Source organism: Lacrimispora sphenoides, from assembly GCF_900105215.1.
Classification (GTDB): Bacteria; Bacillota; Clostridia; order Lachnospirales; family Lachnospiraceae; genus Lacrimispora; species Lacrimispora sphenoides_A.
The window spans coordinates 1,055,885-1,075,788 of record NZ_FOIP01000001.1; the positions used below are offsets into that span (position 1 = coordinate 1,055,885).

The 19,904-nt window shown below is 42.8% G+C and carries 17 protein-coding genes; 2 read left to right on the plus strand and 15 right to left on the minus strand.

Annotated elements, in window-relative coordinates; translation table 11 throughout:
• Positions 1-284: 284 nt before the first annotated feature.
• The 15 genes from ascB to BMW45_RS04800 form a co-directional block, all read right to left on the minus strand.
• Positions 285-1,715: a 6-phospho-beta-glucosidase gene (gene ascB, locus BMW45_RS04725; protein WP_092240954.1), complete on the minus strand. Its 1,431-nt coding sequence runs from the start codon at positions 1,713-1,715 to the stop codon at positions 285-287.
• Between the two features lies 1 nt (position 1,716).
• Positions 1,717-3,123, minus strand: a complete 1,407-nt coding sequence (ascF, locus tag BMW45_RS04730) for a PTS cellobiose/arbutin/salicin transporter subunit IIBC (protein ID WP_092240956.1) — start codon at positions 3,121-3,123, stop codon at positions 1,717-1,719.
• 168 nt (positions 3,124-3,291) lie between these two features.
• The gene (locus BMW45_RS04735; RefSeq protein WP_092240958.1) at positions 3,292-4,041 is read right to left on the minus strand and encodes a MurR/RpiR family transcriptional regulator; all 750 of its coding nucleotides are present in this window, start codon (positions 4,039-4,041) and stop codon (positions 3,292-3,294) included.
• 60 nt (positions 4,042-4,101) lie between these two features.
• Complete coding sequence (locus BMW45_RS04740) at positions 4,102-5,034, minus strand: GNAT family N-acetyltransferase (RefSeq protein ID WP_092240960.1); 933 nt, start codon at positions 5,032-5,034, stop codon at positions 4,102-4,104.
• Between the two features lie 110 nt (positions 5,035-5,144).
• Positions 5,145-5,528, minus strand: coding sequence for a hypothetical protein (locus BMW45_RS04745; protein ID WP_092240962.1), 384 nt, complete (start codon positions 5,526-5,528; stop codon positions 5,145-5,147).
• A gap of 24 nt (positions 5,529-5,552) precedes the next feature.
• Positions 5,553-6,392 (minus strand): GNAT family N-acetyltransferase, encoded by an 840-nt coding sequence (locus tag BMW45_RS28350; protein WP_242882905.1) that lies wholly within the window; start codon positions 6,390-6,392, stop codon positions 5,553-5,555.
• 199 nt (positions 6,393-6,591) lie between these two features.
• Positions 6,592-7,311 (minus strand): purine-nucleoside phosphorylase, encoded by a 720-nt coding sequence (deoD, locus tag BMW45_RS04760; protein WP_092246177.1) that lies wholly within the window; start codon positions 7,309-7,311, stop codon positions 6,592-6,594.
• A 16-nt stretch (positions 7,312-7,327) separates the two neighbouring features.
• Positions 7,328-8,239, minus strand: coding sequence for a ribokinase (locus BMW45_RS04765; protein WP_092240964.1), 912 nt, complete (start codon positions 8,237-8,239; stop codon positions 7,328-7,330).
• A gap of 1 nt (position 8,240) precedes the next feature.
• Positions 8,241-9,209 carry a nucleoside hydrolase gene (locus BMW45_RS04770; protein WP_092240965.1) on the minus strand — a complete coding sequence of 323 codons (969 nt, stop codon included), beginning with the start codon at positions 9,207-9,209 and terminating at the stop codon, positions 8,241-8,243.
• 3 nt (positions 9,210-9,212) lie between these two features.
• On the minus strand, positions 9,213-10,157 hold the full coding sequence (locus BMW45_RS04775; protein WP_092240967.1) for an ABC transporter permease: 945 nt from the start codon (positions 10,155-10,157) through the stop codon (positions 9,213-9,215).
• A 19-nt stretch (positions 10,158-10,176) separates the two neighbouring features.
• Positions 10,177-11,322, minus strand: a complete 1,146-nt coding sequence (locus BMW45_RS04780; protein ID WP_092240969.1) for an ABC transporter permease — start codon at positions 11,320-11,322, stop codon at positions 10,177-10,179.
• Positions 11,319-12,869: an ABC transporter ATP-binding protein gene (locus BMW45_RS04785; RefSeq protein ID WP_092240971.1), complete on the minus strand. Its 1,551-nt coding sequence runs from the start codon at positions 12,867-12,869 to the stop codon at positions 11,319-11,321. Before BMW45_RS04785 ends, BMW45_RS04780 begins: the two co-directional genes overlap by 4 nt.
• Positions 12,870-12,935: 66 nt before the next feature.
• Positions 12,936-14,090, minus strand: coding sequence for a BMP family ABC transporter substrate-binding protein (locus BMW45_RS04790; protein ID WP_092240973.1), 1,155 nt, complete (start codon positions 14,088-14,090; stop codon positions 12,936-12,938).
• A gap of 40 nt (positions 14,091-14,130) precedes the next feature.
• Positions 14,131-15,510, minus strand: coding sequence for an MATE family efflux transporter (locus tag BMW45_RS04795; RefSeq protein ID WP_092240975.1), 1,380 nt, complete (start codon positions 15,508-15,510; stop codon positions 14,131-14,133).
• Positions 15,507-16,442, minus strand: a complete 936-nt coding sequence (locus BMW45_RS04800; RefSeq protein ID WP_143057008.1) for a nucleoside hydrolase — start codon at positions 16,440-16,442, stop codon at positions 15,507-15,509. The genes BMW45_RS04795 and BMW45_RS04800 overlap by 4 nt, the downstream gene beginning before the upstream one ends.
• Before the next feature lie 251 nt (positions 16,443-16,693).
• Here BMW45_RS04800 and BMW45_RS04805 point away from each other — a divergent pair, with 251 nt between their 5' ends.
• Complete coding sequence (locus tag BMW45_RS04805; RefSeq protein WP_092240979.1) at positions 16,694-18,592, plus strand: PfkB family carbohydrate kinase; 1,899 nt, start codon at positions 16,694-16,696, stop codon at positions 18,590-18,592.
• A 17-nt stretch (positions 18,593-18,609) separates the two neighbouring features.
• On the plus strand, positions 18,610-19,878 hold the full coding sequence (locus BMW45_RS04810; RefSeq protein ID WP_092240980.1) for a M20/M25/M40 family metallo-hydrolase: 1,269 nt from the start codon (positions 18,610-18,612) through the stop codon (positions 19,876-19,878).
• Positions 19,879-19,904 lie beyond the last annotated feature (26 nt).

Genomic DNA, 19,904 nt, shown 5'->3' on the forward strand with positions numbered 1-19,904 from the left:
TCTGATTCATGATATCTGTTAGTTTTTATCTTCTTATTATTTCATATTGTTCGCCTTACTATATAAATAAACATATAGATGTATCAATCTTGTAAAAACCGGCAAACAACATAGTCCAATATAATACGTTACTTTATTAATTACAACATAAAAAAAGACTCCACACTCTCATGTGAAGTCCTTTTTATCACGGAGCTCTCGTTCCGGCTGCAAATGCAGCCGAAAAAAACATCCCGGTTTTTCAAATTTTCTATGAGTTTCTTGCGCTGTCTGCAATTCCTCTATCAGTCTATATCATTTCCATTGGTTTCAATTACTTTTTTATACCAATCAAACGATTTCTTTTTTCTCCGCTTCAGCGTTCCGCTTCCGTCGTCTGCCCGATCCACATAAATAAAACCATATCGTTTGCTCATCTCTCCGGTAGAAGCAGAAACAATGTCAATACAACTCCAGACCGTGTACCCCATTAATTCCACACCATCCTCCATGGCTTCTTTCATTGCCTGGATATGGCTTCTTAAGTAATCAATGCGGTAATCGTCCTGTATCCTTCCAGCCTGATCAATCTCGTCCTTTGCACCCAAACCATTTTCAACGATAAACAGAGGTTTCTGATAACGGTCATACAACTGGTTCATGGTGATTCTAAGTCCCAGGGGGTCAATGCTCCAGCCCCACCCACTTGTTTGTAAATAAGGATTTTTCACAGAACGGATAATATTGCCCTCATTTGCTGTTTTATCATTCATATCTGCAGCTACGCAGCGGCTGGCATAATAGCTGAAGGAAACGAAATCCACTGTATTTTTCAAAATCTCCAAGTCACCGTCTTCCATAATAAGACTGACTCCCTTATCACGAAAGAGCTTACGGGCATAAGAGGGATAAGCCCCCCGCACCTGTACATCAATGAAGAATAAATTTTCCTGTTCTTTTTTCACAGACTCCCAAACATCCTCAGGATTACAGGAGTAAGGGTAAAAACTGCCTCCTGCAAGCATACAGCCCACCTGATTGCCCGGATCATATTCATGAGCCAGCTTAGTAGCCAAAGCGCTGGCTACCAAAATATGATGTGCTGCCTGATAGGTAGTCTGAGCTTTATTTTCCCCTTCCTGGAACGCAATTCCTGCACCGGAAAAAGGACTGTGTAAAATAATATTAATCTCGTTAAACGTCAGCCAATATTTTACTAACCCTGAAAATTCTTTAAAACAGGTATCCGCATAACGAAGGAAATAATCTATGACCTTTCTGTTTCTCCATGAACCGCATTTTTCCACCAGTCCCATGGGAGCATCAAAATGACACAGCGTCACCAAGGGCTCAATACCATACTTTTTACACTCCCAAAACATACTACGGTAAAATTCAATTCCCACCTGATTGGGCTTTTCTTCGTCTCCGTCAGGAAAAAGCCGTGACCATGAAATAGAAGTACGGAATACTTTAAAGCCCATTTCCGCTATTAAAGCAATATCTTCTTTATAACAATGATAAAAATCAATTCCCTCATGGCTGGGGTAATATTCTTCTTTCTGCAATTGGGGTTGGGGAACATTCCCTGTTTTTACTTCTAATCTTCGTACACCATGAGGAAGTACGTCAATATTACTTAATCCCCGGCCTCCTTCACGGAAGGCGCCTTCCGCCTGATTGGCGGAAATGGCTCCTCCCCAAAGGAAATCTTCAGGAAATTGAAAATCGCTCAATTTATTCCTCCTCTTCCGGTATATCCTCAAAACCAATCACCAAAGTCAGTACAAACGATAATACAATCGATAAAATCGTAATACCTGCGATCCATGCGATGCTGGTTCCCGGACGTTCCGGGTCAATAAACTGTACTCCGGTTAAAACACTGGGTGATACCATGGAACGGCTGGCAAGCCCTCCAATTCCAGCCAAACAGCCGCAAACAAATCCTGTAATCAAAGACGCAATCAAAGGACGTTTTAAACGAACGGCAACACCATAAAGGGCCGGTTCCGTAGTTCCTGCAATCAGAGCGGAAGACGCTGCTGCAAGGGCGGTTTGACGAAGTTCTCTGTTTTTTGTTTTTAAAGCTACTGCTAGTGAAACTCCGCCCAGGGAAAGGTTCGCGCCTATTTCAGACGGCATAACGGTTCCTTCCATTCCTGTATCAGAGATCGTCTGCAGAATCGTAGGAGTAAACACCCTATGCATACCTGTAATAACCAGTAAAGGCCATATTGCTCCCATAATACCAACTGCCAGAAAACCGAGTTTTGCCTGTACAAAGAATACAAATTTAGAAATCGACGTACCAACTAAAATCCCTGCAGGTCCAATGATTAAGATCGCAATAGGAGCTGCAATTAATAATATCAACATTGGCTTTAAGAAGTTTTTCGTTACAGCAGGTGTAATTCTGTCAACTCCCCGCTCAATATAAGATAAAATCCAGGTCATACAGATTGCCGGAATTACTGTATAAGTATATTTTACAGACGCAATTGGAACTCCCAGGAAATGGGCCGCTGTCTCTCCAACCGTTACCGCCTCCATTAAACTACGAAAATCCGGATGAATTAAAGTTCCTGCAATAGCAATGGCCAGGAACATATTCGTTTTAAATTTCTTAGAAGCAGAAGCTGCTACCATGGCAGGCAGGAAATAAAAGGCGCCGTCACCAATGGAATTAATGATCTTGTAAGTGTCACTGTCAGCAGGCAATATATTTGCCATAGCCAATAACATAACTAACAACTTTACCATGGAGCCGCCGATAATTGCCGGAATTAACGGAGACATGGTTCCAACGATGGCGTCTAAAATGTTATTTCCAATTTTTTTAAGGGTCAAAGGCTCTTTCTTCTCTCCCCTTGCAACTTTACTTTCTTCTCCAAAGTCACCTAACTTTAATACCTCCTGATAAGCAGTTCCAACATGATTTCCAATAATAACCTGAAATTGCCCTCCCTGCTTTACAACTCCCATAACGCCGTCAATGGCTTTGACCGCCGCTTCATTTGCCTTACTTTCATCCTTTAAGACAAATCTCAAACGGGTCATACAGTGGGTAAGGCTGGAAATATTATCGATTCCCCCAATATTTTCCACAATAGCTTTTGATACAACTGCATAATCTCTTGCCATTTTTCTTTCCTCTCTTATAAATTAATGAATTCGTATAGTTTTAGCTGATTGTGATTATACTGTTTATCAAGTTTCTTGTCATTAGTTCTAAGACGCAAAAAAACAAGTGACATCAATTCTCACTTGTTTTTTTTACGTAACAGTATGTTTTTTTAATTCACAACTTTCCTAATTTGAATTATGATCCATTTCTTCGGAAGTATACCGGTACAGCTTCTTCCCCAGTCGTTCCACAATGCTGATTGCAGGCATTTGAGTGGTAATATCATACACCTTTAGGCGCGTATAAGTCACATAATAAGCAATGTTATAGTCCGATAACTTCGCTACAGTACAATTCTCCGTATTGGTCACACTGAAAATCTGGCAATTTTGTTCCTTAAAACGGATCACATGACCAATGGTATCATTCGACTCTCCAGAAACTGAGAATACAATGACCAGGGCATTTTCAAAAAATCTGCTCTCCGTGGGATAATGAGGTTCGTCAATATAAAGACAAAACTTTCCCATACTGGAAAAATACCTTGCCCCATATTTTGCCACAATCCCGGACATGCCGCTGCCTACAAAAATAATACGGTTTGCACGAACAATCACTTCCGTCAGCATATCCAGCTTTTTCTCAAATTCGTCCGAAGTTGTTTTCTTTAAAAAGTCAATGACTTCAGTCACATCGTCCGTAGCAGACATTTCTTTGCCCTTATCAAAATGCTGCTTTAACTTTACCTTAAATTCGGCATAGCCGTTACAATCCATTTTCTTACAAAAGCGCAGTACCGTAGAAGTGGAAACATGGGCTTCCTGAGCCAATTCCCGAATTCTCATGTACTTCACTTTATCATAATTTTTCGTCACATATTGATATACTTCCATTTCCAGATCATTCAGTGACTTAACCTGCTCCACACGAAACATCCCTGTTCTCCCTTCTACGAAATACTCTTTCCTGGCCTATTTCATTTCTCTGTCTATGCTCTAAAACTTCTTTTCCCATTTCCAGACTTCGTTTTCAGCTTCTGTCAAAAATCCCAGATCCCAATAGAATTGTTGATCACCGCCAACCATACCTTTGCATAATGGGTATTTTTTCATAACTCTATTAGCCAATTCATAAATCAAAGCCCTGGCAATACCTTTACGCCTGCACCACCATGCCACACCCAAAGGCTCAAGTTCACAAAATTGCATCGCCTCATGATACCATATGATAGCAAGTCCCACGGGTTTTCCTTCCGGATCAAGAACAACCAAATCCAATTCAGGATCATACCCTTTCATCCTTTTTAAATCTTCAAACCCAGATTTTATATTATTTGCAGTAGGTAACGTATAATTGAACGAAAACATATGAGCATTGGCCGAATAAAACGGCGGAACCGCGTTTCCGTCTGCAAATGAATAACCATCACTGAGTTCCATATGAAATAAAGTTCCGTCAAAAGGCAGGATGTTTATCTTACTAACAGAATCTGCTTTTACAAAACCTCTTTCTTTTGCCGTTTCTCTTACAAGATTTAAATAGGGTGGAATGGTAAGTTCAAGGTACCTTGTTTTGTCCTCGTAGGGTGCATTTCCCTTAAAACAAGACATATGGGTTTCTGCATGATGAAACATTTTTGTTAAAAGTTCCTTGTCTTCCGTGCGGCCTTGGCTGTCATAAATAAAGAAAGCATCTCCCTGCCACGCCCCAATACTTATCGCCGCAGCGGCAAGTTTCTGCTCTTCAAACCACAACCCTGTTGTTTGCTCCCAATTGGCTGTGTTATTAGCCAATGCTGAATGAATGCCCCTATCAAATTGCAAATAATTAAACTGATAAGCTGGAAATCCAATTGAATAGCTATTAAGTATTAGTTCTTCTATCTGAGCAAAATATTCATCCGTATAATATATAAATTTATATGCCAACTGAATCACCTTTCTTTATATATGAATAAATCTTCATCTCATTGTTATAATTATTGCCGGTAAATAAGCCGGTTGGGTAGTTGCATGAATCTCTCGGTTTGCTCTTATCTTTACGAAATAAGCCACTCTTTCGCCTTTTCCAAATCATCGATACAGGTCATCATAAATGAAATATCTGCTTTTTTCTTTTTAATATAATTTTTCATTTTTAAATCCAAACCGACAAATACTACTTTACGCAGCGGCTTCTTTAGCATAACAAACCTATCAACGATCCATTCTAAAATATCTTTGTCAACTTCCGAATCATCAAGAACAACTACAAGAAAGGAGCTCGTTGACGGTCTGCTGATTTCTATCAGATCCCGTTTAAATTTCTGCTTTAACAGTTCTTTTTCACCATAAAGGGAATCCAAATGTTCGCACCATACTTCTCCGCCATTATAAAATAAGGAAAAAGACTTTTTATTCAAACCAAGCTCATACTTCTCCATAGAATAAATCCCCCAAATTCCCCATTAGATTTTTCGTTCCATACAAATTGAATCAGGCATATCCGCGTACTGCCCATAGTTCGGCATAATTTTGTATCCTGCCTTTTTGTACATAGAACAAGCTGCTTCTAACGGTTTACCAGTCTCTAAAATGCACCATCGATATCCTTTGATCTTTGCCTTTGCCTCTAATCTTCGAACCACTTCTGCACCCAATCCCATATTTCGATACGATGGTTCCACATAAATTCGTTTTAACTCTGCATGATCTTCATCATACATTTTAAAGGAACCGCACCCAATCGGTTTCCCTTCCCGATATGCCACAATCACGTCATGGATACAATCTCTTTGATTGTATTGTTCATACTGACTTCTTTGAAATTTACCCCCAACGATTTCATCAAGGGCACTGTCCAATCGATTGCAAAGCATTGCAAAATCCTGATCTTCCCCATCCGTATCCTTAAACTCCAATTCAGAAAGAGTTAACAACTCCGTTTTTGCCTTTTTGCTGAACTTATTTATTACAGCATCATATGCTTCATCAATCATCTGAAACAACATGTCCAGATCGAAGAAATCATCCAGGTTAATGGTATTCCAATAGGGCTGCTGAACCGGCGGGCAGTGATATCCGCGTACTACAATCCCCGGATAAAGCTGCCGGTAAAGACTTGCTTTATCCGGCACACATTTTAACGTTATCTTGTAAAACTTTTCCTCAGGATTAAATTGTGCAAAGATCTTTCCCATAACCTTATAGCAGATTGGGTATTCACCAAATGGCCTTGCCTCATATGCACCTGGGTGCCTTAAACAGTATTCTTCTATCGCCTGAATTACTTTTGTATTGTTCTCCATATTTTGTCTCCTGAAATGAAGCAGAACCCATATCCAGTGTCAGAACCTCTAAATTCTTCTCTATAGCTTCTGAATTATCATATATTGAGCTTTTTATTATTACTATAACATAAAGAAAACCAATGGAATACCCAAAGAATCCACAAAATCATTATCATATCATAATTTTGTGGATTCTTCTTAAATATTTCTTATTTCATTAAATAATCGAAAGTGCCAGTTCCATCATCCTGGTAAAAGAATTCTGCCTGCCTTCAGCAGAGATTTCTTCCTCTTCAAATGGCGAATCTGAAATCGTTAAAATACATAATGCATTTGCTTTTCCATAGGCCGCATTCGCATAAAGAGCAGTAGACTCCATCTCACACGCCAGAACTCCCATATCTGCCCACGATACACCTGTTTTCGGTAAATCCGGTTTATAAAATGCATCTGTGCACAGAATATTGCCGACATGATATGGCAGATCCATCTCTTCCGCGCACTGTACTGCCTGACGCAGCAATTTGTAACTCGCTGTACAGGAATAATCTCCCGGCAACTGGTATGTTGCCAGATAGTTCGTCTCCGTACAACTGCCGATGGCAATGATTACATCCCGCAGTTTTACTTGTGGCTGCATCGATCCAGCAGTTCCGATGCGGATTAAATTCTTCACGCCGTAATAATGAATCAACTCATAAGAATAGATCCCTATTGACGGGCAGCCCATTCCAGTTCCCATTACCGATATCCGTTTTCCCTTAAAGTAACCGGTATATCCCAGCATTCCTCTTGTCTTATTAAACTGTGTTACATTTTCCAGAAAGTTGTCAGCAATAAACTTCGCCCGCAGCGGATCGCCCGGAAGCAGAATTGATTCTGCGATATCACCCGGTTTTGCATCAATATGAGGGGTTGGCGTGTGTTTCATAGCAATATTTTCATTCATCCTTTTATCTCCCTTCCCTTTTGTTTTTTACCATTTCTTCCACTTCTTTTCGTTCCGGAATTGATGATGCCGCTCCTGGCCTTGTTACTGCAATGGCCGAGGCAACCGACGCCCGATGCAAAACATCCTCAATCTTTTCATCTCTCATGATTCCCGAGATAAAATATCCTGTATATGTATCTCCTGCCGCCGTTGTATCAACCGCTTCCGCTCTTACCGCCTCCTGGCGGTAAATCTGCTGCCCATCCCAGTAAAGAGACCCTTTTTCCCCAAGTGTCATGACTATTTTGGCATCAGGAAATTTCGCCGCCAGCTTTACCAGCACTTCTTCATCACTTTCGCCCGATGTTTCAGCCAAAGACGCTGCTTCCACCTCGTTTACCAGAAAGTAATTTACCAGGTTTAACGGTAATTCTAAAACCTTATGATCCATTGGAGAAGGATTCAGTACTATCGTCATACCTATTTCATGTGCCCTGCTGATGATATATCCCAGTTCACTGATCTCATTTTGCAGAACAACAAAATCCCCAACGCAAAAACCAGACAGAACCTGTTCAACATGTTCTTTACTAATCCTTTGGTTCGCTCCGCCAAAAAGAATGATGCAGTTATCCCCATCACTGTCATTCTGAATGATCGCATGGCCGGTCTGCACTTCACCCAGGACTGTAATACAGCCTGTATTCACTCCCGCCCGTTTAAGGACCTCCAGCAAAAATTCGCCCTCATTCCCGATAGCTCCGGCATGATATACTTCTTCCCCCGCTCTGGCCAGGGCAATAGACTGATTTAACCCCTTCCCGCCGCTGAACACATTTAAATATTCTGAAGATATGGTCTCTCCTTTGCGCACAAAGTGTTCTACTTTATATACATAATCAATGTTCATAGAGCCAAAATTTAATAGCTTCATATTATACCTCGTAGCTTTTTATGGTTTGGATTAGCAATTCTTTAAAACGAGTCTTATTAAACTCCATTGCAGCAAGCACATTCTTTTCACTGCTATCTACCGGATAGCAGACTTCTCTTCCGATATCCTCCTTTGGCGCCATACCTATATAATCACGGTAATCGCAGACAGTCATTCCTCTTGTAAACTCTCCCTTTGTCTCCACATCTACATGCATTGGCAGTGCACAGGTAATAATTGCCGGATCAATCAACCAGGCTATCGCACAAGCATCACACAGCTGCGATTGCCTCCCCTGATTGACCGAATATTCCAGTAAATCTGCTGCCGCTGCCGCTACCAGTCCCGGCAGCGCCTTAAGCTGTTCCACCTCAGCTATTGTCATGGAATTCTGGCGGCACAGGTTAAGCCCAACCATCCGGATTGGAATTCCGGATTCATAAACAATTTTTGCTGCTTCCGGGTCCACAGCTATATTAAATTCTGCACAGGCATTATAATTTCCAGTTGTAACCGAGCCCCCCATGGAGATGATTTCCGGAATCTTATGTTTTAACTCCGGCTCCTTTAATAGTGCCTGTGCTACATTAGTCAATGGTCCTAACGTCACCAGCGTCATGTCTGTCTGACAGCGAAAAGCATCAATCAGCGCATCCACCGCATGTTCCCTTTGCTGCTCTCCCTTCAGGCTCGGAACCATGATATTCCCTAATCCACTGCTGCCATGAACATATTCTGCCCGTTCAGGTTTTGCAAACATCGGCATATCATAGCCGGCATAAACTGGAATGTCTCCATACCCCGCCAGCTCCGTCACATATCTGGCATTGCGAAACGTATGATCAAGTCCGGTATTTCCCCCAACCGCCGAAATCCCGACAACAGAAAGATGCTTCATTGCCAGAAGCAGCGCAAAACTGTCATCTATTCCTGGATCACAGTCAATCCATACTTTCTTACTCGTTTCCATCGTTTATGCACCTTCTCTCTTCAATCCTTTTTCGATCCGCTTCCTCTGATTGATTCGTATCATATTAATCAATACAAGGGCAAATATAGTTGCCGCATAGGGAATCATTTCAATAAACTCCGTTGGAAAATTAGTTCCCTGACTTTTCAGCGTAGTAGCCAGGGCATCCGAAAAGCCAAAGAAAACTGCTGCTACCGCGGTTCCAATCGGATTACTACCGGCAATATTCATGGCTGACAAACCGATATATCCTCTGCCGTTTGTCATATTCTTCATAAAGAAGCTAACCCATCCCATCGACATGAATGCTCCCGCAAAACCGCAAAGCACTCCTGAAGCCAGAAATGATATATAACCAATCTTTTTTACATTAATTCCCACCGATGCCGCTGCCTGCGGGTTTTCCCCAACTGCCCGCATCCTGAGTCCCAGCCGGGTCCGATACAGGAAAAACCATACCAAGTAGATGCTCAAGAATGCCAGATAAGTAAGCAGGTTATGCCCCGACAGTACCTGCCCTAAAAACGGAATCTTATCAATTAGCGGTATTGCCACCGAGGGAATCGTATAGGCCTTAATCGCTGCCGATGTAGCCGCCTTTTCTCCGGTCAGCAAATACATGACAAATACTGTGCCGCCGCTGGCAACCAGGTTAAACGCTATACAGGTCAGATAAAGATCTGTTTTACCGGACAGATTGGACACTGCCAGTACCCCGCCGGAAAGTACACCAAAGATAACCGCTCCAAGTAAGCCGATCCAAACATTCCCGGAAAGACCGGCAAAAATTACACCTGCCAGTGCTGCCGAAAGCATCATTCCTTCCAATGCCATGTTAAGCATTCCGGCTTTCCGGTTAATGACCGCTGCCAATGCTACAAAAATCAGCGGCGTTGACAAACGCAGTACTGAAAACCCAAAATTTGCAAACCATTCTATTGTAAACATATGCGTTTCTGCATGGATCTTACTCCACGCTCTCCTTTCCGGCTTCTGCTGCATTTTCTGCCAAAATTTCCTTTGCTTCTCTTTCCCGGTCCATCTTCATGTCCTTCTGGGCCGCTTTATAGATTAGTTTTTTCTTATATCTTCCCATGAATTCTTCAGCCGCTACCAGAAGAATAACGATTCCCTGGATAACAGTAATGAACTCAATCGGAATATCACCTTTGGAGTTTACAACATCAGCACCGATCCGGATATATGCCAGCAGAATCGCTGCTACCGGAACCAGAATCGGATTCTTTCTGGCCAGAACGGCAACCATCAGACCATCAAAACCATGCTGGGTACTAACGACCCATTTGTAACGATCATAATTGCCCAGAATCTCACACGTACCGCCCATACCGGCAAAAATGCCGCCAACTAATTGAGCCAGAATAATCGTACCGTTCATGTTGATACCGCTAGCCTTGGCAAAATTCGGATTACTTCCCACAACCCGCATCTTATATCCAAAAATGGTCTTATAGAACAAAACTCCAACGAAAGCCACAGCGATCAAAGCAACAAAGAATCCTGACTGAACGCGAAACTTTCCAAAGATCATGGGTAGCTTTGCCGACTCCGGAATCATATAGGATCCCAGCGAACCAATAGACGGATCCCGCATGAAATACTTCAGCACCCAGATCGATAAAAATGCTAAAATGCTGTTAAGCATCAGGGAGACAACCACAATATTGGCCTTAAACTTAACATCCAACCATGCCGGAATCAGGGAAACTAAGAACCCCACGATTGCGCCAACTGCCAGCAGGATCAAAAGCATAACCGGCGTCGGCAGGCCCGCTCCGCCTAATGAAATAGCAGTCAGAGAAACAATACACCCTGAAAACATAAAAATGCCTTCACCGGAGAGATTAAACTTATTTACTGCATATACAAAACAAAAACATAATCCGGTAAATGTAAACGGAATGGCCAGATTAATTATGCTTCCGACTCTCCGCACAGAAGAGAACGGGCCTAATACAAATTGCCTGATAACGTAGACCGGATCATCACTGATGGCAAACAGTGTAACGAGTGCAATTCCATAAGCAATGCCGATAGCAACAAGGATGCGCACCAATTCGACTGTTGTTTCTATTCGCCTTGTTTTGCTCATAGCACATCCTCCATTTCTTTTGCTGTCATTGTTTTAATACCCAGCATATATTCCCCCAATTCGTCTTCCGAAACGAGATTTGCCTGCTTAAATGCTGCCACAATCTTCCCTTTCCGCATAACCAGCAGCCTGTCAGAACACTCCAGTACTTCATTCAAATCGGCTGAGATCAGCAGGGAAGCCGTCTTTTCTTCCCTTGATTTACGGACAATTGTCTTACGAATCATTTCCGCTGCACCAACGTCAATTCCCCTGGTCGGCTGATTGGCCAGAATAAAATTGCTGCCGGAAGTAAACTCTCTGGCCACCACCACCTTTTGGATATTACCACCGGAAAGCATCCGTACCGGCTGGTTTCTATCATCACAGGCTATTTCAAAATCTTTAATACACTGGTCAACAATCTGATCAATATATTTTCGGTTAATAAAAGGGCCCTTCCGGTACTGCGGCTGAAAATAGCGGTCCGATATGATATTATCCCGAATTGACATATCTCCGGCACAGCCAAAATCCATTCTGTCTTCCGGAATAAATGCCAACCCCAACTGCCGGATCTGGTGAACAGTTTTTCCTGATATGCTGGTTCCGTTAATGGATACTTCACCGGAAGAGAAGATACCAAGTCCTGATAATACGTCAGAAAGTTCACTCTGGCCATTTCCTTCTACACCGGCAATGCCTACTACTTCACCCGCACGAATATCAAGAGAGACACCATCTAGTACGGTCTTTCCCATTTCGTTGATCTTAATCAGATTTTTGATATGTACAACAGCTTCCCCGGGCTTTGGCTGTTCTTTATCAATCCTTAGTATGACATCCCGGCCAACCATCAGTCTTGAGATATCGGCTTCACTCATATCCTCCAGTTCATAACTACCCAGACAAAAACCATGGCGCAGAACCGTAACACGGCTGCAGATACGTTTTACTTCTTCCAGCTTGTGTGAGATAAAGATAATCGAATGCCCGCTCTTCCTTAACAGAATCAGCTGTTCAAACAATTCATCTGTCTCCTGAGGTGTCAGGACCGCCGTCGGTTCATCCAAAATGATAATTTTCGCTCCTCGAATCAACACTTTCATGATCTCAACCTTCTGCATCTGACCAACCGAAAGGTCCATCACTTTCATCTTGGGATCAATATTAAAATTATACTTTTCTGCTACTTCTCTGGTCATCTCCACTGCTTTGTTGTAATCAAAGGTTCCCTTTTTCATTGGTTCGATTCCCAAAGCCACATTCTCCGCTACAGTCAGTGATGGCACCAGCATAAAATGCTGATGTACCATTCCTATGCCTTTATCAATGGCATCCAGTGTATTTTGAATCTGAACCTCCTGCTCTTGTACCACAACACGTCCGGACTGGGCATTTTCCAACCCGAAGAGAACTTTCATCAACGTCGTTTTTCCTGCTCCGTTTTCTCCTACCAGAGCCAGAATCTCTCCTTCATTCAGCCAAAAGGTAATGCCCTTATTGGCGACAAATCCATTACTGTAAATCTTAGTAATGTTCTCCATTCTCAAAACTTCACCAGACATATCTTCCTCCTACGGCAAACTGCCGAAATTTCTGTAAAAAATCCCGGCAGTTTACGCTTTGTTCTGTTAAGGTGCTACACTGTCAAGCATTGCCTGATACTCGGCCTCATCCGCAAAATCATAGTAAGATTTCACTGACTTTTCACCGCTGACGATCTTAGACTGTGCCTCTTTCATATTCTGACGCACTTCTTCCGGAACGGATTCTTTGAAGAAATCATTATCAACATATCCAACGGAACTTTCCGCCAGACCCAGACGGTTTACTTTCTTCCATACATCTTTTCCAGCTTCAACATCATGGAAAAATGATACAAAAGAATCACCGACATTTTTCAGCATGGAGGTTAAAATTACATCGGCAAGTTCCGGATTCTCGGAATTTTTATAATACTGATACTGATCAGAATCCACACCAATTGCCCAGGTGTTCAGTTCTTTGCAAGCTTCAAACAAACCGCCGCCGGCTCCGCCGGCCACCTGATAGAATACATCAGCTTTTTTATCTCTTGCCTGAGAAAGACAAAGTTCTTTCATCTTGGCCGGATCCGTCCAGGAACCAACGGTTGCCTTAACAACTTTGCACTCCGGATCGTAATCCTGAACACCATTTACAAAACCGGTGACAAAGTCAGCAATAACCGGATTATCCATTCCTACATTAACTGCCACAACTTTTGATTTAGACATACCGGCTGCCAGCTGTCCTACCATGTAAGAGCCCTCATTCTGGGCGTAGAAAATAAGAGCCAGGTTTTCCGGTATCTCAGATTGATTCATAGAATCATCAAAACATACAAACTTAACCTCCGGATATTCCTTCGCCAAGCGGATCAAAATATCACGATACGTAGAGGATGCCACGATATATTCATAGCCTTCGTCTATGGTATCCAGCATGGCATCTTCCCATTTATCCGCTTTTGTCTCATCGCCGGCTTCAACCGTCTTACAATCCCAACCTTCCGCACGGAGTATTTTCATTCCCTCTTCACCGGAATCGTTAAAAGACTTGTCCCCCAGATTTCCTACAATATAGGCAATCCGCCCCTTTTCGCCGTCTTTGGCAGCCGGAGCTCCACTTTCGGTTTTCGTTTCCTGGCTTCCGGTATCAACTGCACTTGATGTTTTTGTTATTCCTCCCGAACCACAAGCTGTAAGACCTGCTGCCATTGCCGTGGCTATCACAACCGCAATTACTTTCTTTACACCTTTTTTCATATAATGCCTCCTCTTTTTTGTTTGACTTCTTGTTTTATTTTCAGCACGACGTCAGGTTGCGAATCCATTTCATGGATCGAATCCGCCAAACTCCCACCAGTGCTTCTAATACAATATTAAATTTAATGATTCCAATCACCACAGCAGCCGGCCAGTCGAAAACAAAAGCACCTAATGATGCAAGCGGTATGGTAATCAACCACATCGTGAAGATATCCGTGACCAGCCCTGTCTTCCCGTCTCCCCCGGCCCGCAAAGTGGCAATGATTCCAGTCATCTCCACACCGGAAAACGGCCAGATCAGTGCCAGAATCGCCATAAATTGTATGGCATAAGCCCGGGTCTCATCGGTCAGCCGGTAAAGTTTTGTAAAGGGTATCCCAAACAGAATCATTATCATCCCCAGCATCGTTCCTCCGGCAAATCCAAGAACCAGAACACTGTAAGCCTGCTTTTTAATCTCCGTCTTCTTTAGACCCGAACCGATCGCTTTACCGATCACAACACTGCAGGCTTGTAAAATTCCATTCATAACGCAGGCAACCAATTGGTAGAATGTATTTGCAATATTATATCCGCCGACTACACTGATGCTCATCTGCCCGGTGATAGCACTTCCCGCTGTCGTTCCCGTTGACCAGATCAGCTCATGGATAACAATTGGAATACCAATAAGGTAAAAATTCCTACTTAACCGTTTGTCCGATTTCAGCAAATCTCTTACTTTCATCTGAATTCTTTTTTCCTTTTTAAAGACAAATACTACCAGGATAGTAAATTCCACCAATCTGGCAATCACGGCTCCCAGGGCCGCCCCCTGAATCCCCATACAAGGAAATCCGAACTTACCAAAAATCATACAATAATCCAGCAAAATATTTATTGGATATGAAATCACATTGGCAATAAACGATATCTTAACCTGTTCAATCCCCCGGCAGCAAGCAAACATCATAGTACTCATACCACACGGAAGATACATGAAAGCCGCGATCCGCAGATAAGAAGTACCCAGTTCGATAATCGAAGGGTCACTGCTGTAAATCCGCATAAATGTCTGTGGAAATGTCAGTACCAGAAGTGAGATCGCTGTTCCGAAAACGGCAACTGCCCGGATACCTGTCGCAAATAGTATTCTTATCTCTTCCTTGCCCTGGCGCCCCCAATATTGAGCAATCAGTACGCAGCATCCGGCTGAAAAGCCGTTGCATAACGTATAAAAGATAAAAAATATCTGCTGCGCCTGGGAGACTGCTGACATTTGCAACTGGTCAATTCGTCCCAGCATAATGCTGTCTGCCGTATCAACACTAACCCGCAGAAATTGTTGCAGTATGATGGGTACCGCTAACATTAGGATCCTGGAATAAAACTGAGCCTCCCTAATAATTGGAAAGTCTTTTCTTTTTACTAAACTCATAGTTCACGGCTGTTACCAATGCAGCCAATCAACCACTCCTTAAATAAATCGACATGGATATCCATTGCTACTTTCACATTGGGCTTCCGACCTAGTTTATTTCTCAAATCTACTGCGGTATGTCCCACCGCATAAGAATCCATACACTCAACATCGACAAAGTAATCATTACAGACCAGACACTGGGGACACAACGCCGCCGCCAGGGCCAGGGCATCGTGCATCACCGCATCCTCGCCACCTTTTTCATGCCGTCTGAACATATAATCCAGAATATCGGCTGTCAGCAGCGCGGCTCTCGTCCCTATACTTCTTAAAATTTCTGCATCTTGATGATTCATAATTGCCAGTTCCGTCACATCCAGACCGACCATAGTGCAAGGAATCCCGGATGCTAAAACCAGCCTGGCCGCTACCGGGTCCACCCAGATATTAAATTCAGACGTGTTGGAAACATTCCCGCCTTTTACCGCCCCGCCCATGAACCAGATGTGCTTGATCTTTTCTGCAATGTCCGGATAAAGCGAAAGAGCAATAGCAATATTGGTCATCGGTCCAATGACAAGCAGTTCCAACTCACCATTCAGTTCTTCTGCTTTCCGACGGATCACCTCAATTGCATTTTCTTTTGCAAAATCACTAGCCACAGCAGTAGGAAGTACAATATCGCCAAGCCCTGTCTGGCCGTGAGTATCACCATAGTACGGTGCTCTTAGAAACAGGGGCTCCTCAGCTCCCCGGGCAACCATAATATCAGCGCTAAGATACTCCATCAGGTTCAGATTATTCTGTGAGGTGTACTGGTGCGATACATTTCCATTTACCGAAGTAATAGCAGCCAGTTCAATCTCCGGGCTGTATAAAGCAGCTATAATCGCAATTGCATCATCAGTACCCGTATCACAGTCAATAATAAATGTTCTCTTTGCCATTGCCGTCAACCTCTCTTTCCTCTTATGCCTTTGATCTATTTCAATAGGATAACACTTTCCGAAAGTATTTATTTTATTAAATAATATCACTTTTTTTCCGTTTGTCAATTACTATTATATAATTTTAATAAAAATATACTTTAGGAAAACTATTTATTATGTACTTTTTTACATTTTCCCTTATCTTCGTCGTTGACAAATATATCTTTCTGTATCATAATTCATTTATAACAATGAAATGGAGAGTTGTCATGACAATCAAAGAAATTGCCCAATTAGCGGGTGTATCGATATCAACCGTATCAAAAATCGTAAACGGCAAGGATGACAGCATTAATCAAAAAACCCGAGAGCGAGTTCTCGAAATTGTAAAAGAGTATAACTATACGCCTTATGCCAGTGTCAAACTTGTTTCCGAGGCCAAGACTTTTGTATTAGGGGTATTACTTAATTCTTTCACCAGATCGAGCCTGTTTTTGAATGGCGCTATTGCTGTCGCTCAAAAAAATGGCTATGGACTTCTGGTCTACGACAGTCTGGGGTCGCTGGAAACCGAACTAAAAAACATCACTACACTATGTAAAAGTCAGGTAGACGGCGTAATCTGGGAACCGGTGAATTACGAAAGCAAAGAACACGAGCAATATTTCAAAAAATATAAAATAGAAGTCTGCCGCATTAATGCCCCATTTGACTCGAGTCATTATTTTATCGATTTTACCCAAATCGGCTATGAGGCGACTAAACTCCTCCTTTCCTATGGTCATACAAAAGTAGGATGCCTGATCAGGCGTGGCAGTATCCGTTCAAAATTAGCCCTTGAAGGTTTCAAAAAATGTCTTCTTGAACATGGGATTCCTTTTCGAGATAACATGATTCTTCCCGAGGAAAACGATGAATGGCAAAATCAGATCTTTGCACATTTACTGACCGGTATTATCAGTACCCATTTTACTTCCGCTCAATTGCTGGTTGAGGATTTAGAAAAGAAAAGGCTGCAGATGCCATATAACCTTTCACTAATCAGCTTAAGAGATGATCTGCGAGGGATTAGCCAGCCTTCCAAAATATCCAGTATTCGTATTCCTAATTATGAATTTGGTTCTTTTGTTTGTGAACGTCTCATTGAAAAATGCGAAAAGAGGCAGCTCAATACAGAAAATTTTCAAACCGCTTATCCGTTAGAGAACACACATAGCCTGGATGTTCCATATTTTTCCCAGACCAAGCAGATTGTTGTAGTTGGAAGTATTAACATAGATGTAATCCTGAATGTAACCGAACTGCCACAGCCAGGCCAGGTCGCCAGTACGAATACCAGCTTTACCAGCCCCGGCGGAAAAGGTGCCAATCAGGCCGTCGCGGTCGCCAAATTGGGACATCAAGTGTCCCTGATTGGAAAAGTAGGTAACGATTACGACTCGGCTCTCGTTTATTCGATTATAGAAGAAAACCACGTAAACACTCTGGGAATTCTACGCGACCCCCAAGCCGAGACCGGCAAAGCATATATCCACCTTCAGGACAACGGGGAAAGCACGATTACACTTTTGAACGGCGCCAATGAAACCCTAAGCCCGGAAGAAATCCTGATGCATAAGGATCTCTTCCAAAATACCAGCTATTGCTTATTACAAACGGAAATCCCTGAAAATGCCGTTGAAGCAGCCGCCCATCTAGCTCACGAATGCGGTGTAAAAACAATCCTGAAACCAGCTGTAATGAAGCGGTTGCACCCGTCAATAATGAAGTACACAGATATCTTTGTTCCAAATAAGACAGAAGCAGAGCTGCTATGCCCGGAAGAAACCACAATTGAGGGAAAAGCTGAAGCATTTATCAGGCATGGTGCAAAATCCGTTATTATTACCCTCGGACATTTAGGATGCTATATCAAAGATCCGACTTTTACCGGCTACCTGCCAGCGGTTCATTTTTCGACGATTGATACCACCGGAGCCGCTGATGCTTTCATAGGTGCATTGGCAGCTTACTTAACTGATGGGTATCCGATTGAGCATGCAGCCCGAATTGCTACCTATGCTGCCGCCTTCAGCGTTGCCAGACAAGGCGTCATACCTGCACTGATCGATCGCAATTCGTTGGAAGCTTACATCAAAAAAGTGGAACCCGACATTATTCAGTTCTGAAATAGGGAGGAATTTACATGATAAAAAAACAGATGCTGACCGATTCCTTAGAAAAACAAAAGCAAGAACTAAAAGAGCTGGGCCGGACACTTTTTGCCTGTCCCGAAGTCGGATTCCGGGAAGAAAAGACTTCCGCCCATCTCCTGTCATTTTTTCAAAAAAATGGCATCTCCTGTCAGGGCAATCAATCCCTGACCGGCGTCCGCGCAGATATTGGAGAGCGAAATGGCTCCGGTTATCATATCGCCCTGGTCGCCGATATGGATGCCGTTTATGCCGGTAACGGTGATAAAAAACAAGCGATTCACGCCTGTGGCCACAGCATCCAGGTTGCCGATATGGCTTTTACCATGAAGCTGATAAAAGAAAGCGGACTGCTGGATGAAACCGGGGGCAGCGTTACCTTTATCGCCACTCCGGCCGAAGAATTTATTGATCTTGATTATCGGGAAGCCCTTGTCCAGGCAGGAAAAGTTCGTTTTTTTTCGGGAAAGCAGAATCTAATTGCAGATGGTTTCTTTGATGACATTGACTGCATTATATCAGCTCATGTTAATAGTGAAGAGAATACCCTTTTTGATATCGGTAGCAGTCTTACTGGTTTTACTAAAAAGAGAATTATTTTCACCGGGCAGGCAGCACATTCCGGAGCATTGGCACACCAGGGTCGCAATGCCATGCATGGAGCCGCGTTATTTATTAATGCATTATCTTTTTTAAAGGAACAGTTTCCACCAGAAAAAGGAATTCATATTGCTCCGATTATCACAGCATGCAGCGGCAGTGTCAACACCGTCCCAGACCAGGCTGTTTTAGAGACCTATATCCGGGCCAATACGCTTAGTAGCCTTCTTGAAGCCTGTCAGTCGCTAGATGACTGCGTCAATCATTGTGCCCTCGCACTAAAGCTGAAAAGTTCAATCGAAAATCAGACCGGATATATGCCGCTTCAACAGTCTGAGCCGCTGCTTAAAGTTGTTTTCGAGAATATGCTCGACGTTTGCCCGTCCGAACAGATTCTTAAAAATCAAGTTTCCGGGGCCTCTGGTGACATTGGTGATTTGAGTTACCTCATCCCCTCCGTGCAATTCGGATTTTCCGGTATTGAGGGGCAGATCCACAGTGCCAATTTCACGATTCGCGATGAAGAAAATGTCTACACAAATGTGGTTCAAGTGGTTTTAGGAACTATTTATGATCTACTGACTAAGAAAGAACTGCAGACAAAATATGATGATTATGACGTTCGTAAAAATGCATACCTAACGGACTGGCTGGGGATTTAAAAAGATTTTTTCAATAACTTGAAAAG

Coding starts and splice junctions, on each gene's coding strand:
- ascF (WP_092240956.1), bottom strand. CDS start 3,123: ATGGCAAGAGATTATGCAGTTGTATCAAAAGCTATTGTGGAAAATATT.
- BMW45_RS04735 (WP_092240958.1), bottom strand. CDS start 4,041: ATGTTTCGTGTGGAGCAGGTTAAGTCACTGAATGATCTGGAAATGGAA.
- BMW45_RS04745 (WP_092240962.1), bottom strand. CDS start 5,528: ATGGAGAAGTATGAGCTTGGTTTGAATAAAAAGTCTTTTTCCTTATTT.
- BMW45_RS28350 (WP_242882905.1), bottom strand. CDS start 6,392: ATGGAGAACAATACAAAAGTAATTCAGGCGATAGAAGAATACTGTTTA.
- BMW45_RS04765 (WP_092240964.1), bottom strand. CDS start 8,239: ATGAAGCTATTAAATTTTGGCTCTATGAACATTGATTATGTATATAAA.
- BMW45_RS04770 (WP_092240965.1), bottom strand. CDS start 9,209: ATGGAAACGAGTAAGAAAGTATGGATTGACTGTGATCCAGGAATAGAT.
- BMW45_RS04775 (WP_092240967.1), bottom strand. CDS start 10,157: ATGTTTACAATAGAATGGTTTGCAAATTTTGGGTTTTCAGTACTGCGT.
- BMW45_RS04780 (WP_092240969.1), bottom strand. CDS start 11,322: ATGAGCAAAACAAGGCGAATAGAAACAACAGTCGAATTGGTGCGCATC.
- BMW45_RS04785 (WP_092240971.1), bottom strand. CDS start 12,869: ATGTCTGGTGAAGTTTTGAGAATGGAGAACATTACTAAGATTTACAGT.
- BMW45_RS04790 (WP_092240973.1), bottom strand. CDS start 14,090: ATGAAAAAAGGTGTAAAGAAAGTAATTGCGGTTGTGATAGCCACGGCA.
- BMW45_RS04795 (WP_092240975.1), bottom strand. CDS start 15,510: ATGAGTTTAGTAAAAAGAAAAGACTTTCCAATTATTAGGGAGGCTCAG.
- BMW45_RS04800 (WP_143057008.1), bottom strand. CDS start 16,442: ATGGCAAAGAGAACATTTATTATTGACTGTGATACGGGTACTGATGAT.
- BMW45_RS04805 (WP_092240979.1), top strand. CDS start 16,694: ATGACAATCAAAGAAATTGCCCAATTAGCGGGTGTATCGATATCAACC.
- BMW45_RS04810 (WP_092240980.1), top strand. CDS start 18,610: ATGATAAAAAAACAGATGCTGACCGATTCCTTAGAAAAACAAAAGCAA.